10 protein-coding genes are annotated in these 13,276 nt (G+C 69.2%); 6 read left to right on the top strand and 4 right to left on the bottom strand.

Features of this window, described 5'->3' with window-relative positions; all coding sequences use genetic code 11:
- The first annotated feature begins 2 nt into the window (after positions 1–2).
- Positions 3–1,523, top strand: a complete 1,521-nt coding sequence (locus F804_RS0102115; RefSeq protein WP_022706091.1) for an OpgD/OpgG family glucan biosynthesis protein — start codon at positions 3–5, stop codon at positions 1,521–1,523.
- On the opposite strand, the gene F804_RS0102110 is transcribed toward F804_RS0102115, so the two are convergent.
- Complete coding sequence (locus F804_RS0102110) at positions 1,520–2,719, bottom strand: CaiB/BaiF CoA transferase family protein (RefSeq protein WP_022706090.1); 1,200 nt, start codon at positions 2,717–2,719, stop codon at positions 1,520–1,522. The two genes, F804_RS0102115 and F804_RS0102110, sit on opposite strands and share 4 nt — an antisense overlap.
- A 1-nt stretch (position 2,720) precedes the next feature.
- Positions 2,721–4,343, bottom strand: coding sequence for a thiamine pyrophosphate-binding protein (locus F804_RS0102105; RefSeq protein ID WP_028725515.1), 1,623 nt, complete (start codon positions 4,341–4,343; stop codon positions 2,721–2,723).
- A gap of 178 nt (positions 4,344–4,521) precedes the next feature.
- Between F804_RS0102105 and F804_RS15360 the strand changes: the two genes are divergently transcribed.
- The gene (locus F804_RS15360) at positions 4,522–5,010 is read left to right on the top strand and encodes a DUF6789 family protein (RefSeq protein WP_022706088.1); all 489 of its coding nucleotides are present in this window, start codon (positions 4,522–4,524) and stop codon (positions 5,008–5,010) included.
- 9 nt (positions 5,011–5,019) lie between these two features.
- Here the strand turns inward: F804_RS15360 and F804_RS0102095 are convergent, their stop codons facing one another.
- Complete coding sequence (locus F804_RS0102095; protein ID WP_040595600.1) at positions 5,020–5,388, bottom strand: hypothetical protein; 369 nt, start codon at positions 5,386–5,388, stop codon at positions 5,020–5,022.
- An 88-nt stretch (positions 5,389–5,476) separates the two neighbouring features.
- On the bottom strand, positions 5,477–6,397 hold the full coding sequence (locus F804_RS0102090; RefSeq protein WP_028725513.1) for a LysR family transcriptional regulator: 921 nt from the start codon (positions 6,395–6,397) through the stop codon (positions 5,477–5,479).
- Between the two features lie 116 nt (positions 6,398–6,513).
- Here F804_RS0102090 and F804_RS0102085 point away from each other — a divergent pair, with 116 nt between their 5' ends.
- The 4 genes from F804_RS0102085 to F804_RS0102070 all read left to right on the top strand — a co-directional run bounded on the left by F804_RS0102085 (position 6,514) and on the right by F804_RS0102070 (position 13,274).
- Positions 6,514–8,175, top strand: coding sequence for a GMC family oxidoreductase (locus F804_RS0102085; RefSeq protein ID WP_022706085.1), 1,662 nt, complete (start codon positions 6,514–6,516; stop codon positions 8,173–8,175).
- Between the two features lie 150 nt (positions 8,176–8,325).
- Positions 8,326–9,972 carry an ABC transporter ATP-binding protein/permease gene (locus tag F804_RS0102080; RefSeq protein WP_040595598.1) on the top strand — a complete coding sequence of 549 codons (1,647 nt, stop codon included), beginning with the start codon at positions 8,326–8,328 and terminating at the stop codon, positions 9,970–9,972.
- Between the two features lie 5 nt (positions 9,973–9,977).
- Positions 9,978–11,570, top strand: coding sequence for an amino acid ABC transporter ATP-binding/permease protein (locus F804_RS0102075; protein ID WP_245540295.1), 1,593 nt, complete (start codon positions 9,978–9,980; stop codon positions 11,568–11,570).
- A gap of 99 nt (positions 11,571–11,669) precedes the next feature.
- The gene (locus F804_RS0102070) at positions 11,670–13,274 is read left to right on the top strand and encodes a cytochrome ubiquinol oxidase subunit I (RefSeq protein WP_022706082.1); all 1,605 of its coding nucleotides are present in this window, start codon (positions 11,670–11,672) and stop codon (positions 13,272–13,274) included.
- Positions 13,275–13,276 lie beyond the last annotated feature (2 nt).

The raw sequence follows: 13,276 nt of genomic DNA, 5'->3' as shown, positions 1-13,276 counted from the left end.
CGATGCAGCGTCGCTCCGTCCTTGCCGGTCTGATGGCCGCAGCCCTTGCCCCCCGCGCGACATGGGCCGAGGAACCGGGCCTGACCCTTGGCGATGCCCAGCCCTTCACGGTCGAGGGCCTGATCGACCGCGCGCGCCGCATGGCCGGCGCCCCTCATCGCCCGCGCCCGCAGATCCCGCAGGCATGGCACGAGATCAGCTATGACCAGTACCGGATGATCTGGTTCGACGGGCGCAACGCGCTGTGGCGCGGCGGGCAGGCCCCGCTGCAGGTGGACCTGTTCCCGCCGGGGCTGTTCTATCGCCGTCCGGTCGGCATCTCGGTGGTCGAGGATGGGAAGACCCGTCCCGTCCTGTTCGATCTGGGCGTCTTCGACACGACCGACCGCTTTCCCGATCTGCCTGTGGACGACACGCTCGGCTATTCCGGGCTGCGCCTGCGCGCCGAGATCGAGAAGCCCGGCATCTTCCAGGAATTCGCCGTATTCCAGGGCGCCAGCTATTTCCGGGGGATCGGCACGGGGCAGATCTATGGCCTGTCGGCCCGTGGCCTTGCCATCGACACCGCCGAACCAGGCGGCGAAGAGTTCCCCGAATTCACCGATTTCTGGATCGAACGTCCGGCGAACGGCGCGCGCGAAACCGTCATCCACGCGTTGCTGGACAGCCCGCGCGCGACCGGCCTCTACAGTTTCCGCATCCGCCCCGGCGCGGTTCTGGAGATGGACGTTACCGCGCATCTGTTCGCGCGCCAGCCCCTGTCGCATGTCGGTCTGGGGCCGCTGACCTCGATGTTCCTGTTCGACGAGACCATCCGCGACCGGTTCTCGGATTTCCGGCCCGCCGTCCATGACAGCGACGGGCTGCTGATCCATAACGGCGCGGGCGAGACGATCTGGCGGCCCCTGTCCAATCCGCGACAGCTGCAGATCTCGGCCTTCGTCGATGACGGTCCGCAGGGCTTCGGCCTGATGCAGCGGGCGCGGGGCTTCAGCGATTTCGCCGATCTCGAGGCGCTGTACCATCGCCGTCCCAGCCTGTGGGTCACGCCCGATGCCGATTGGGGGCGCGGGGCCGTCACGCTGGTCGAGATTCCCGCCGATCGGGAGATCTTCGACAATATCGTCGCTTATTGGCGCCCGTCCGAACCGGTCCTGCCCGGTGCTGAGCATCGTTTCGGATACCGCCTGTCATGGGGCAATGATCCGGCGCCCCCGCGCGGGCTGGCGCAGGTTACGAATACGCGGATGGGCCGCCACATGCAGACGCAGGACTGGATCATCACGGTCGATTTCGCGCCGCATCCCGATCTGGAGGGCGATCTGTCGACGGTCGAGTTCATGACCCGCAGCAGCGCGGGGCAGGTCAGCGGCGGCGTGCTGCAGCGCAACCCCGATACCGGGGGCGCGCGCCTTGCTGTCACCTTCACCCCCGGTGCCGCGACCCTGGCCGAACTGCGCGTCCAGCTGCGCGCCCCCGACCGCCCCCTGTCCGAGGTCTGGCTGTATCGCTGGACGGCCTAGTCGCCGTCCAGCCCCAGATCCCGCCTGATGCGGTCGGTATCGGCCCCGAAACGCGGCGGTGCGCTGCGATAGGTGACCGGCGTGCGCGACAATTTCAGCGGATTGCCCAGCAGCCGCACCTGACCCGTTTCCGTCTCGGGGGCGTCCATCGCGACGGTCATCTGCCGGGCCTGCGCCTGTTCCGAATTCAGCGCCTGATCCAGATCGTTGATCGGCCCGACGGGGACCTTCACGGCCTCCAGCCGCTGGACGATCCAGGCGACCGGATGGGCGGTCAGCAGCGGGCGCAGTTGCGGTATCAGCGCGTCTCGGTTCGCCAGCCGCGCAGGGTTCGTCGCATAATCCGGGTCGGCCGCCAGATGCGCGGCGCCGAACACGTCGCAGAACCGCGCGAACTGCGCGTCATTGCCGACCGCGACGATCACATGCCCGTCCGCTGCCTGGAACACGTCATAGGGCACGATGTTCGGATGGGCATTGCCGCGTCGCTGCGGCAGCTGCCCCGAGGTCAGGAAATTCGTGCCCTCGTTGATCAGCCAGGCCATCTGCGCATCGACCAGCGCAAGGTCGATATGCTGCCCCTCGCCGGTGCGGTCGCGGTGGCGCAGCGCGGCAAGGATGCCGATGGTGGCATACATCCCGCACATCACGTCCGCGATGCCGACGCCCACCTTCATCGGCGGGCCTTCGGGGGCGCCGGTCAGGCTCATGATGCCGCCATAGCCCTGCGCCATCAGGTCGTAGCCGGGCTTGTCACGGTTCGGCCCCGTCTGCCCGAACCCCGAGATCGAGCAGTAGACAAGCCCCGGATGCCGCTTCAGCAGCGTGTCGTGATCCAGCCCGTACTTGACCAGCCCGCCGGGCTTGTAATTCTCGATCACCACATCGGCACGGGCGGCCAGCGCGGCAACCAGATCGCGCCCCGCCTCGGAGCCCAGATCGGCAGCGACCGATTGCTTGTTGCGGTTCGCGGCCATGAAATACGCGCTGAGATCGCCCGTGCTGCCATCCTTTAGCGTCGCATAGGGCGGTCCCCAGCCGCGCGTGTCGTCACCGCCGCTGCGCGGGTTCTCGATCTTGATGACGGTCGCGCCCAGATCGCCCAGGAGCTGCGTCGCGGTCGGTCCGGCCAGGATGCGCGACAGGTCCAGGACGACCAGCCCCTCCAGCGCCATCGGCGTCTTGTCGTTGGTCATGTCACAGCCGCCCGTCATAGGATTTGCGGTCGATCACCGCCGCGATGACGGTAAAGCGGGTCTCGGCCATTGCGGCCTGCAACGCGTCCTGCAGTTCGGCGCGATTGCGCACGGTATGCCCCGCGCCGCCGAAGGCACGCCCGATGGCCGCGATATCCGGCCCCTCGAAATCGACCCCGTTCGAGGACAGCCCCATCTGGCGCTGCTTCAGGTCGATCAGCGCAAGGCTGGCATCGACGAAAACGACGAAGATCGCGGGCGTGCGCAGTTCCGCCGCCGTGGCAAGTTCGCCCGCGACCATCAGGAACCCCGCATCCCCGGAAAACGACACCACGTGGCGTTCGGGCGCGGCCAGCGCCGCGCCGATGGCCAGCGGCACCGCGCAGCCCATCGTGCACAGCCCCGAGGATTGCATCAGGCCGCGCGGCTCGGTGCAGCGCCACATCTGCGACAGAAGGATGCGATGCGCGCCGCTGTCGGCGGTGGCCAGCGTGCCTTCGGGCAGGGCGGTCATGCAGGTGTCGATGACGGCGGCGGGGCCCCAGTCCTCGTCGCGCGGAAAGGCCGCGGCCAGTTCGGATTTCAGCCGGGCGATGCGGTCGCCCCATGCGGCGCGGGGCGTCACCCCAAGCGCCAGCGTGGCCAGCGTGGCCCCGCAATCGGCGACGAAGTTCACGCCCGCCTGGTGCATGTAGTGGTGGTTCGGCGCGGCGGTGATGTCGATGACGGGCACGGTCGCGGCGTCCCACGGGTCGCGCCAGCCCACGCGCATCTCGATCGGGTCATAGCCCGCGCAGATGATCAGGTCGGCCTCGGCCAGCAGGGGCAGCAGCAGCCGGTCGGCCTTGGGCGACAGGCCTGCCGCGCCAAGCGACAGGGGGTGATCTTCGGGGATGAGACCCTTGGCCTTGTAGGTCGAGATGACGGGTGCGCCGAAGCTTTCGGCGAAATCGCGGATCGCGGCACCGGCATTTTGGTTCATGGCGTCCAGCCCCATGACGATCACGGGACGTTCCGCCGCCGCCAGCCATCGCCGCGCCTGCGCCAGATCGCCCCCCTCGGCGGGTTGCAGGGGCGCCGCATCCCTGCGGTCGAAGGCGGGACGGGCGGCCACGGGCGCCGAGGCGACCGAGATCGGGACGTCGATATGGACCGGACCGGGGCGGCCTTCGGTCGCGATGGCGACAGCCTTGTCGGCAATCGCCGCCGCCGCGCCTGCGTCGAAAGTGAAGCTGGCTTTGGTGACGGGGCGGAACACCTCGCGCTGGTCCAGCACCTGGTGGGTATAGGTCGCGGCCTCGGACGGGTCGATCGCGCCCGACAGCACGATCATCGGCACGCGGTCCTGTCGCGCGTTCTCGACCACATTGACGGCGTTCAGGGCGCCCGGCCCGACGGTCGTGACCAGAAGCGCGGGCGCGCCGGTGCGGTGAAAGACCCCTTCGGCCATGAAGCCCGCGGCGTTTTCGTGTTTCGACAGCACGAATTCGATCCCCGCGCGGGCCAGCGCGTCGATCAGGGCCAGCACCTCTCCGCCCGGCATGCCGAAGGCGAAGCGCACCCCCGCCCGGTACAGCCGCTGCGCAAGGATGTCCGCCGCCGTCATCTGCCTCGTATCCGTCATCAGATCGTCCACTTTCCTGTCCAAGCTTGTCCTCGCCTCTTCCATTCGTCGCGGAACCCGGTTCTCTTTCACGGACGAGGTAACAAGCGCGTGATCGCGCGCCTGCCTTGGTAACTTTCCAGCAGTTCGGACGGAATTGGAACAACAACAAACGACCAACAGAGAACGGAGAGAAAGAATGACCCAGACCCGCACCAACACCCCGCCCCTGAATGCCGATACCGTGACCGCGATGGTCATCGCGGGATCTGTCGCCACCGTCGCCTTCGACCTGTGGGGGCAGGCGATCAGCCCGATGCTGGGCTTTGCGAACCTTGCACCGGTGGGGCTGGCGCGGTCGCTTCTGGGCACGTTCGGGCTGCCGAATGCCGCATGGGCGGGCAATTTCATGCACCTGTTCCTCGTGGGGCTGATCGCCTATCCGGTGGGGTGGCTGTACATCTTCCGCCCGCTGCAGCAGAAATTCGCGCCGGGCATGCCGATGCTGCTGTCCTCGGCCATCTACGGGTTCGGGCTGTGGATCTTCGCGATCGGCGGGATCACCTCGGTCGCGGGGCTGAAGTTCTTCCTGGGCTTCACGGGCATCACCTGGGTCGCGCTGGTGGGGCATGTGCTCTATGGCATCGTCGCCGCGATCACCTTCGACTACCTCGCCCGCCGTCGCTGAGCCTGTGCCTCAGCGCCCCGGCAGGTCGAACCGGACCGTGCCCTCGTTCCAGCCGTCCACAAGGCAGCGCGCGCGGATCAGCACATGGTCCGCGTCCTGCGGGACGGCGATCCCCGACAGGCTGCGCGTGAAGGGTTGTTCGTCCACATGCGGATGCGCCAGCTCCCGCGTCCCGAGGACCGAGCCGTCCGGCGCAAGCACCTGCCAGCCATCGGCATAATGGTCCCACCCGGTATCGGGGTGGCGCAGCGTGACGTCGAAGCGCCAGCCATTCGCGCCCTCGCTGGCGCGGACATCCTCGATCGTGACCGGGTCGGCCAGCGCGGGACCGGTCAGCAGCGTCAGCGCCAGCAGCAGCGAACCCACCCGCGCGGGCATGACATGGCCTGTGCCGTTCATCGCGATCCCCCCTTGGCGTTTCGCCAAGCGTCGCGCATCGGGCGGCGCTTTGCAATGCGGCCCGCGCTCAGCGGTCCTGCCAGATGCGGGCGATGGTGTCGCCCGCCAGCGCGATGCGCGGGTCGGTCGCGCGGGCGCCGGGGGTCACGAAATGCAGCGCCGTACGAAGATGCAGGTCGGGCACGATCGCCAGGCCATGCGCGTGGCTTTCGTGCAGCGCCACGGCCTCGCGGCACAGGCACAGCCCGATCCCCGCGCGCACCAGTTCCAGCATCGAGTTTTCCTGATCCGCCAGCGTCACGATGTTCTGCTGCAGGTCCAGCGGCCCGAGGACACCGGACAGCAGCCGCGAATGCACCGATTCCACGGGCGTCCCGATCCAGGGCAGCGCGGCAAGCCCCGCCCAGTCCAGCCCGCGCAGCCGCCCCTCCCACCCGCGCGGGGCCACCACGCGATAGCTGAGGTCGGTCAGCCTGCGAAAGGCCAGGTCCTGCGCGGGATCGTCGATCAGCGCGGCAAGATCCGCAGCCTCGCCCAGGAAATAGCCCACGTCCAGCTGGTCGCGGGCGATCCGGCGCAGGATGTCCCCGCTTGTGCCATGGGTCAGCTCGGGGCGCAGCTCGGGGGCCTGTCCGACCAGCCCTTGCAGGAAATCGCCAAGCCGGATGAATTCCGGATCGATGATGGTGCCGATGCGCAGCGTGCCCCGAACGGACCGGGTAAGCTGCCGCGCATGCAGCTCGAATTCGTCCATCTGGGCGCAGACGCGCTGCGCCTTCAGCAGAAGGGCCTCCCCATCGGGCGTCAGGTCCAGCCCGTGCGGGCTGCGGGTGAACAGCTCCAGCCCGGTTTCCCTGGCCAGCCGCCGCAATTGCAGGCTGACGGCCGGCTGCGTCAGGCACAGCGCCTCGGCCGCACGCGAGACGCTGCCCTCGCGCGCGACGGTGACGAAGGCCGTCAGGATCTTCAGGTCCACCCTCGGTCTCATATCAGCAGGATTTATATCGCCCCGCGCGATTAGTCATTAGCCTTCTGCCCCCGCACCCCGCTAGATCTGGTCCCGAGGGATCGCCCCCGCGCAAGGGGACCGAGGGAGGAGCTGCCATGCCGGAAGACCGGTTCGACTATATCGTGATCGGGGCCGGATCGGCGGGGTGCCTGCTGGCGAACCGGCTCAGCGCGGACCCCGAGAAACGCGTCCTGCTGCTGGAGGCGGGCAAGCGCGACAACTATGCCTGGATCCACATTCCGGTCGGATACCTGTATTGCATCGGCAATCCGCGCACCGACTGGCTGTATCATACCGAACCGGACAAGGGGCTGAACGGGCGCACGCTGCGCTATCCCCGGGGCAAGACGCTTGGCGGCTGTTCGTCGATCAACGGCATGATCTACATGCGCGGGCAGGCGCGCGACTATGACGGCTGGGCCGCGCTGACGGGCGATGACGACTGGTCGTGGGAAAACAGCCTGCCCGATTTCAAGGCGCACGAAGACCATTACCGGCTGGATGGCGGGGCGGATCCCGCGACGGGCAGCAACAGCCGGTTTTCGGACATGCACGGGCATGGCGGCGAATGGCGGATCGAGAAGCAGCGCCTGCGGTGGGACGTGCTGGAGGATTTCACCCAAGCCATGGTCCAGGCGGGCTTCGAGCGAAACGAGGATTTCAACACCGGCGACAATGCGGGCGTCGGCTATTTCGAGGTGAACCAGCGGTCCGGCTGGCGCTGGAACACCGCCAAGGCGTTCCTTAAACCCGCGCGCCGCCGCCCGAACCTGACCGTCTGGACCGAGGCCACGGTCCAGCATCTGCGGATCGAGACCGGCCCCGACGGTGCCAGGCGCTGCACCGGCGCGACAGTGCGGCGGGGTCCCGAGACGCTGACCGTCCATGCCCGGTCCGAGGTGATCCTGTCGGCGGGCGCGATCAATTCGCCCCAGATCCTGCAGCTCTCGGGGATCGGTCCGGCGGAGCATCTGCGCGATCACGGGATCGAGGTCGCGGCGGACCTGCCGGGCGTCGGGGCCAACCTGCAGGATCATCTGCAGATCCGCGCCGTCTACAAGGTCACGGGCGCGAAGACGCTGAACACGCTTGCCGGAAACGGGTTGGGCAAGATGCGGATCGGGCTGGAATACATGCTGCGGCGGTCCGGTCCCATGAGCATGGCCCCCAGCCAGCTGGGCGCGTTCACCCGCTCGGACCCGGCCCGCGCGCATGCGAACATCCAGTACCATGTCCAGCCGCTCAGCCTCGAAGCCTTTGGCGAGGGGCTGCATCCTTTCCCCGCGATCACGGCCAGCGTGTGCAACCTGAACCCGACCAGTCGCGGCCATGTCCGTCTGCGGTCGGGCCGCGCGGGCGATGCGCCGCTGATCGCGCCCGGCTATCTGTCGACCGACGAGGATCGGCTGGTCGCGGCCCAGAGCCTGCGCCAGGTCCGCAAGGTCGTGTCCCAGCCCGCCTTCGCAAAATACCGGCCCGAGGAATGGAAGCCCGGCCCGCAGTTTTCCACCGACGAGGATCTGGCACGGGTGGCGGGCGACATCGCGACGACGATCTTCCACCCCGTCGGCACCGCGAAGATGGGCCGCGCCGACGATCCGGACGCCGTCGTGGATTCCCGGCTGCGCGTCCGCGGCATCAAGGGCCTGCGCGTGGTCGATGCCAGCATCATGCCCCGCATCACCAGCGGCAACACGAACGCCCCCACCCTGATGATCGCCGAGAAGGCCGCCCGCTTCATCCGCGAAGACGCCTGAGTCGAGTGACTTGACCGGTAGGTGGCGCAATTGGTGCCCCTGACACTTCCCATGGCCATTTGCCGCATTGTCGACAGCTCGCCTACGGTAGAGTAGCGATCGGCATCGTAAGGGCGGCGAATGGTGAACGATATGCGCAAAGCGGCAGGAATGCGGTCACCGCGCGCGATGGCGCGGGACCGGATCATCGCGCCGGTCGATGGCCTGCTGCGGCGCGCGGGCATGCTGTCGGTCGCGGCGGGGCTGGTCTGGCCGGTGCAGGCGGCGGCGATCGCATGGGCCGTTGCCGGTTGGGTCGGGGGTGATGCCGACGCGGCACGGACGCTGACCGCCGCCGGGATCATCGCGGCGGGGGGCATCCTGCGCGCGGCCCTGGATCACCGTGCCGGTGCGCTTCTGTTCCGTGCCGCCGATGCGACCGTCGCCCGCGAACGCCGCGCGCTGATCGGGCGCGAGGCCCGCGCAGTCACCGGCGCAGGCTCGGCCGCCATCGCCTCGCTGGCGGTCCAGAAGCTGCCGCTGCTGCAGCCCTGGATCACGCGCTATCACGTCGCGATGACGCGGGTCTCGGTGTTGCCGCCCGTGCTTCTGGTGCTTGCCTTCTGCCTGTCATGGGTCGTGGGCCTGACGCTGCTGGTCGCGGGGCCGCTGATCCCGCTGTTCATGGCGCTGGTCGGAATGGCCGCCGAGCAGGCATCTCGCCGCCAGATGTCCGAGATCGGCACCATGAACGAGATGCTGATGGACCAGCTGGCCGCGCTGTCCGACATCCGCCTTCTGGGCGCGACCGAACGCGCGGCGACGGGCTTTGCCGACCGCGCCGAGGGTTTGCGCCAGCGGACCATGGCGGTGCTTCGGATCGCATTCCTCTCCTCTACCGTGCTCGAGCTGTTCTCGGCCCTGGGGGTGGCGATGGTCGCGGTCTTCGTGGGCTTCACCCTGCTGGGAGAGATCGGCTTCGGCAGCTGGGGCACGCCCCTGACCCTGGCCGAGGGGCTGTTCCTGCTGCTGATCGCCCCCGAGTTCTTCCAGCCCCTGCGCGATCTTTCGGCGGCCTGGCACGACCGCGCCGCGGGCTTTGCCGTCGTCGAGGAGCTGGAGGCGCTGGACGCGGCCGAGCGTGTCTCGATGATCGGCGATGGCCGGGATGCCGTGCCGCTGCCGGGGGCCTTTGCGCTGCGGCTGTCCGGTGCCGTGGCCGCGCTGCCCGGACGTCGCGTCCGCCTGCCCGATCTGGAGGTCGCGGTCGGCGGGATCGTCGCGGTCACCGGCCCAAGCGGCGCGGGCAAGAGCACGACGCTTGCGGCCATCGCGGGGCTCGTGCCGCTGGATGCGGGGCGGATCGCGGTCTGCGGCACCGATCTGACGCCCGATACGGCGGATGCCTGGCGCGCGCGGCTGGCCTTCGTCCCGCAGCGCCCGCATTTCCCGGACCTGCCGCTGCGTGCCTGGCTGGACCCGCGCGGCACGGGGGCCGATCCTTGGCCCGCTTTGCGCATGGCCGATGCCTGCCGCATCGTCGAACGCCTGCCCGCGGGGCTGGACACCCGACTGGGCGAAAGCGGCGGCGGCGTATCAGGGGGCGAGGCGCGGCGGCTGATGCTGGCGCGGGCGGTCATGGCGGGCGGCGACCTGATCCTTGCCGACGAGCCGACCGCCGACCTGGACGGGGCGACCGCCGCGCGCATCATCGCATCGCTGCGGCGCATCGCGCAGGCGGGCCGCGCGGTGGTGGTCGCGACCCACGATCCCGCGCTGATCGCGGCAGCCGACGCCCGCGCGAGGGTGTCGGGATGACCCGGATGCTTCGTCTTGTCCGCCTGCTGATCGGCGCCGCCCCCGGCGCGATGATGCGCGGGGCTGCGCTGTCGGTGATCGTCCTGCTGATGGGCGCCGCGCTGCTGGGGCTGTCGGGGTGGTTCATCACCGCGACCGGCGTGGCGGGGCTGGCGGGCATCGGCATCGCCTTCGACGTCTTCCGACCCTCGGCGGGGGTGCGGTTCCTTGCGCTTGGCCGAACGGCGGCGCGTTACGGCGAACGGCTGCTGACACATGACGCGATCCTGCACGCGCTTGCGGCGCTGCGCGTGGCGATCCTGCGGCGGCATGCGGGCCTTGACGCCCGCGCCCTTGCCCGACTGCGCGGAGAGACGATCCTGACGCGGATGATCGCGGATGTGGATGCGCTGGACGGGCTGATCCTGCGGCTGGTCCTGCCCGTCGCGGCGGGGCTGGTCACGCAGCTTGCGGCCCTGGCCGCGCTGTGGTGGCTGGTCGGGCCGTCGGTGGCGCTGACGGTCGCGGCGGTCCTGCTGCCGGGTGCGGTCATCGTGCTGACCTGGCTGGCGCGGCGCACGCTGCGGCCCGCCGACATGGCCGAGCGTGGCGCGCAGGCGTTGCGGCGCGGCATGATCGACATGATCCGCGACCGCGAGGCCCTGATCCTTGCCGGTCGCCTTCCGGCCCGCGAAACTGCGCTGACCGAGATCGACGATGCGGCCCGCCGCGATGCCGCGACCCTCGACCGGGTCGAGCGTCGGGCAGGGCTGGTCATGTCGGCCCTTGTGGCGCTGGCCGTCGCGGGGGCGCTGGTCGCGGGCGGGGCGCTGGTCGAGAACGTGGGGCCCGCCCGTGCGGCGATCGGTCTGTTCGTGGCGCTGGCCCTGGCCGAAACGCTGCTGCCCCTGCGGCGCGGCCTTGCCGAGATCGGTCGCCTTGCGGGCGCTGCCCGCCGCATCGGTCCCGACCGGGGGCGACCTGCCCCCGACGCGCGCCCCGAACTGCCCGACCGGCCCGATCTGGCGGTGTCCCGCCCCGATATCGCCTTCACGCTTGGGCCCGGGCAGGCCCTTGCGCTGACCGGCCCGAGCGGCGCGGGCAAGAGCACGCTTCTGCTGGCCGTCGCGGCCATGCTGCCGGGTGACGGCATCCGCATTGCGGGGCGGCCGCCCTGCGAGTGGAACGAGGCATCGCTGCGCGCGCGCGTCGTGATGCTGCCTCAGCGCAGCGCCCTGATCGGCGGCACCATCCGCGAGAACCTGACCCTTGCGGGGGATTTCGACGACGATGCCCTGTGGGCCGTGCTGGATGTCGTGGCCCTGACGCCCGCCATCCGCGAACGCGGGGGGCTGGATGCGCGGCTGGCCGAGGGGGGCGCGGGCCTCTCGGGCGGGCAGGCCAAGCGGCTGGCCCTTGCGCGCAGCCTGCTGCCCCGCCCGCAGATCCTGCTGCTGGACGAACCGACCGAGGGGCTGGACCCCGACACCGCGGATGCCGTGCTGTCGAACATCCGCGCCTTCCTGCCCGATGCCGCGATCCTGACGGCCATGCACCGGGGGCAGGACCATCCCGTCTTCGATGCCTGCGTCGCGCTGTCGCAACCCGGAAGCCGCTGAAACGCCGCGCGATTTGCGCCAGATCAAATCGCGCGGTCGGCAGGGCTGCTAGAAGATGCGCGCCGCCCCGGCGGCACAGCATCGAAGGAGCCTGCCGCAATGGAACTCGACGTGGTCGAGCTGTCACGCCTGCAATTCGCGATGACGGCGATGTATCATTTCCTCTTCGTGCCGCTGACACTGGGTCTGTCGATCCTGGTCGCGATCATGGAGACCGTCTATGTCATGACGGGCCGCCCGATCTGGCGGCAGATGACGAAATTCTGGGGAACGCTGTTCGGGATCAACTTTGCCCTGGGCGTGGCCACGGGCATCACCATGGAATTCCAGTTCGGCATGAACTGGAGCTATTACAGCCACTATGTCGGGGACATCTTCGGGGCGCCGCTGGCGATCGAGGGGCTGATGGCCTTCTTCCTCGAGGCGACCTTCGTGGGGCTGTTCTTCTTCGGCTGGGACAAGCTGAGCCGCGTGGCCCATCTGGCGGTCGCGTGGCTGGTGGCCATCGGGTCGAACTTCTCGGCGCTGTGGATCCTGATCGCGAACGGCTGGATGCAGAACCCGGTGGGCGCGTCCTTCAACCCCGACACCATGCGGATGGAGATGGACGATTTCTTCGCCGTCCTCTTCAACGAGGTGGCACAGGCCAAGTTCGTGCATACCGTGTCGGCGGGCTACGTCACGGCATCCGTCTTCGTGCTGGGCGTGTCCGCGTGGTACCTGCTGAAGGGCCGCCACACCGCGCTGGCGCGGCGCTCGATCACGGTCGCGGCGTCCTTCGGGCTTGCGGCGTCGCTGTCCGTGGTCGTGCTGGGCGACGAGAGCGGCTATGCCGCCAGCCACACGCAGCGCATGAAGCTGGCCGCGATGGAGGGCATGTGGGAGACCCACGAGGCCCCCGCGCCCTTCACCGCCTTCGGCATCCCCGACATCGAGGCGCGCGAGACCCATTACGCGGTCGAGATCCCCTTCGTCATGGGGCTGATCGGCACCCGGTCCCTGGGGACCGAGATCCCGGGCATCAACGACCTGGTGGCCGAGGCCGAGGACCGGATCGAGAGCGGGATCCTCGCCTATGACGCGCTGATGTCGATCCGCGAGATGCGCGATGCGACCCCGCCCGCGATCCGCGACACGTTCGAACGGCACTCGGGCAACCTGGGCTTCGCCTTCCTGCTGCTGCGTTACATGGACGACCCGCGCGACGCGACGCCCGAACAGATCGCGATGACCGCCAACGACACCATTCCGGGCGTGCTGCCGCTGTTCTGGTCCTTCCGCTTCATGGTCGCGCTCGGGTTCCTGTTCATCGGGGTGATGGCCTATTTCTTCTGGCGGTCGTCCTTCCGTCAGCAAAGCTATCCGCGGTGGGCGCTGCGGGTCGCGGTGGCGATCATCCCCGCGCCCTGGATCGCGGCCGAGCTGGGCTGGTTCGTGGCCGAATACGGTCGCCAACCCTGGACGGTGGACGGCGTGCTGCCGACCGCGCTGTCCGTCAGCCACCTGAGCGTGCAGGACCTTCTGCTGACGCTGGCGGGCTTCGTCACCTTCTACACCATCCTCTTCGTCGTCGAGATGGGCCTGATGCTGAAATACATCCGCAAGGGCCCCTTCCAGGACATCGACGAGACCGAAGCCTGGGAGGCCCGCCACGAGACGCGCCTGCGCGGCGGTGCCGCCCCCGTTCCGACCCCTGCGGAGTGAGC

The organism is Paracoccus zeaxanthinifaciens ATCC 21588 (genome assembly GCF_000420145.1).
Taxonomy (GTDB): Bacteria; Pseudomonadota; Alphaproteobacteria; order Rhodobacterales; family Rhodobacteraceae; genus Paracoccus; species Paracoccus zeaxanthinifaciens.
Note: the sequence above shows the minus strand (reverse complement) of the source record. Positions and strands in the feature narration are given on the sequence as shown.

Coding starts and splice junctions, on each gene's coding strand:
- F804_RS0102115 (WP_022706091.1), top strand. CDS start 3: ATGCAGCGTCGCTCCGTCCTTGCCGGTCTGATGGCCGCAGCCCTTGCC.
- F804_RS0102110 (WP_022706090.1), bottom strand. CDS start 2,719: ATGACCAACGACAAGACGCCGATGGCGCTGGAGGGGCTGGTCGTCCTG.
- F804_RS0102105 (WP_028725515.1), bottom strand. CDS start 4,343: ATGACGGATACGAGGCAGATGACGGCGGCGGACATCCTTGCGCAGCGG.
- F804_RS15360 (WP_022706088.1), top strand. CDS start 4,522: ATGACCCAGACCCGCACCAACACCCCGCCCCTGAATGCCGATACCGTG.
- F804_RS0102095 (WP_040595600.1), bottom strand. CDS start 5,388: ATGCCCGCGCGGGTGGGTTCGCTGCTGCTGGCGCTGACGCTGCTGACC.
- F804_RS0102090 (WP_028725513.1), bottom strand. CDS start 6,397: ATGAGACCGAGGGTGGACCTGAAGATCCTGACGGCCTTCGTCACCGTC.
- F804_RS0102085 (WP_022706085.1), top strand. CDS start 6,514: ATGCCGGAAGACCGGTTCGACTATATCGTGATCGGGGCCGGATCGGCG.
- F804_RS0102080 (WP_040595598.1), top strand. CDS start 8,326: ATGCGGTCACCGCGCGCGATGGCGCGGGACCGGATCATCGCGCCGGTC.
- F804_RS0102075 (WP_245540295.1), top strand. CDS start 9,978: ATGCTTCGTCTTGTCCGCCTGCTGATCGGCGCCGCCCCCGGCGCGATG.
- F804_RS0102070 (WP_022706082.1), top strand. CDS start 11,670: ATGGAACTCGACGTGGTCGAGCTGTCACGCCTGCAATTCGCGATGACG.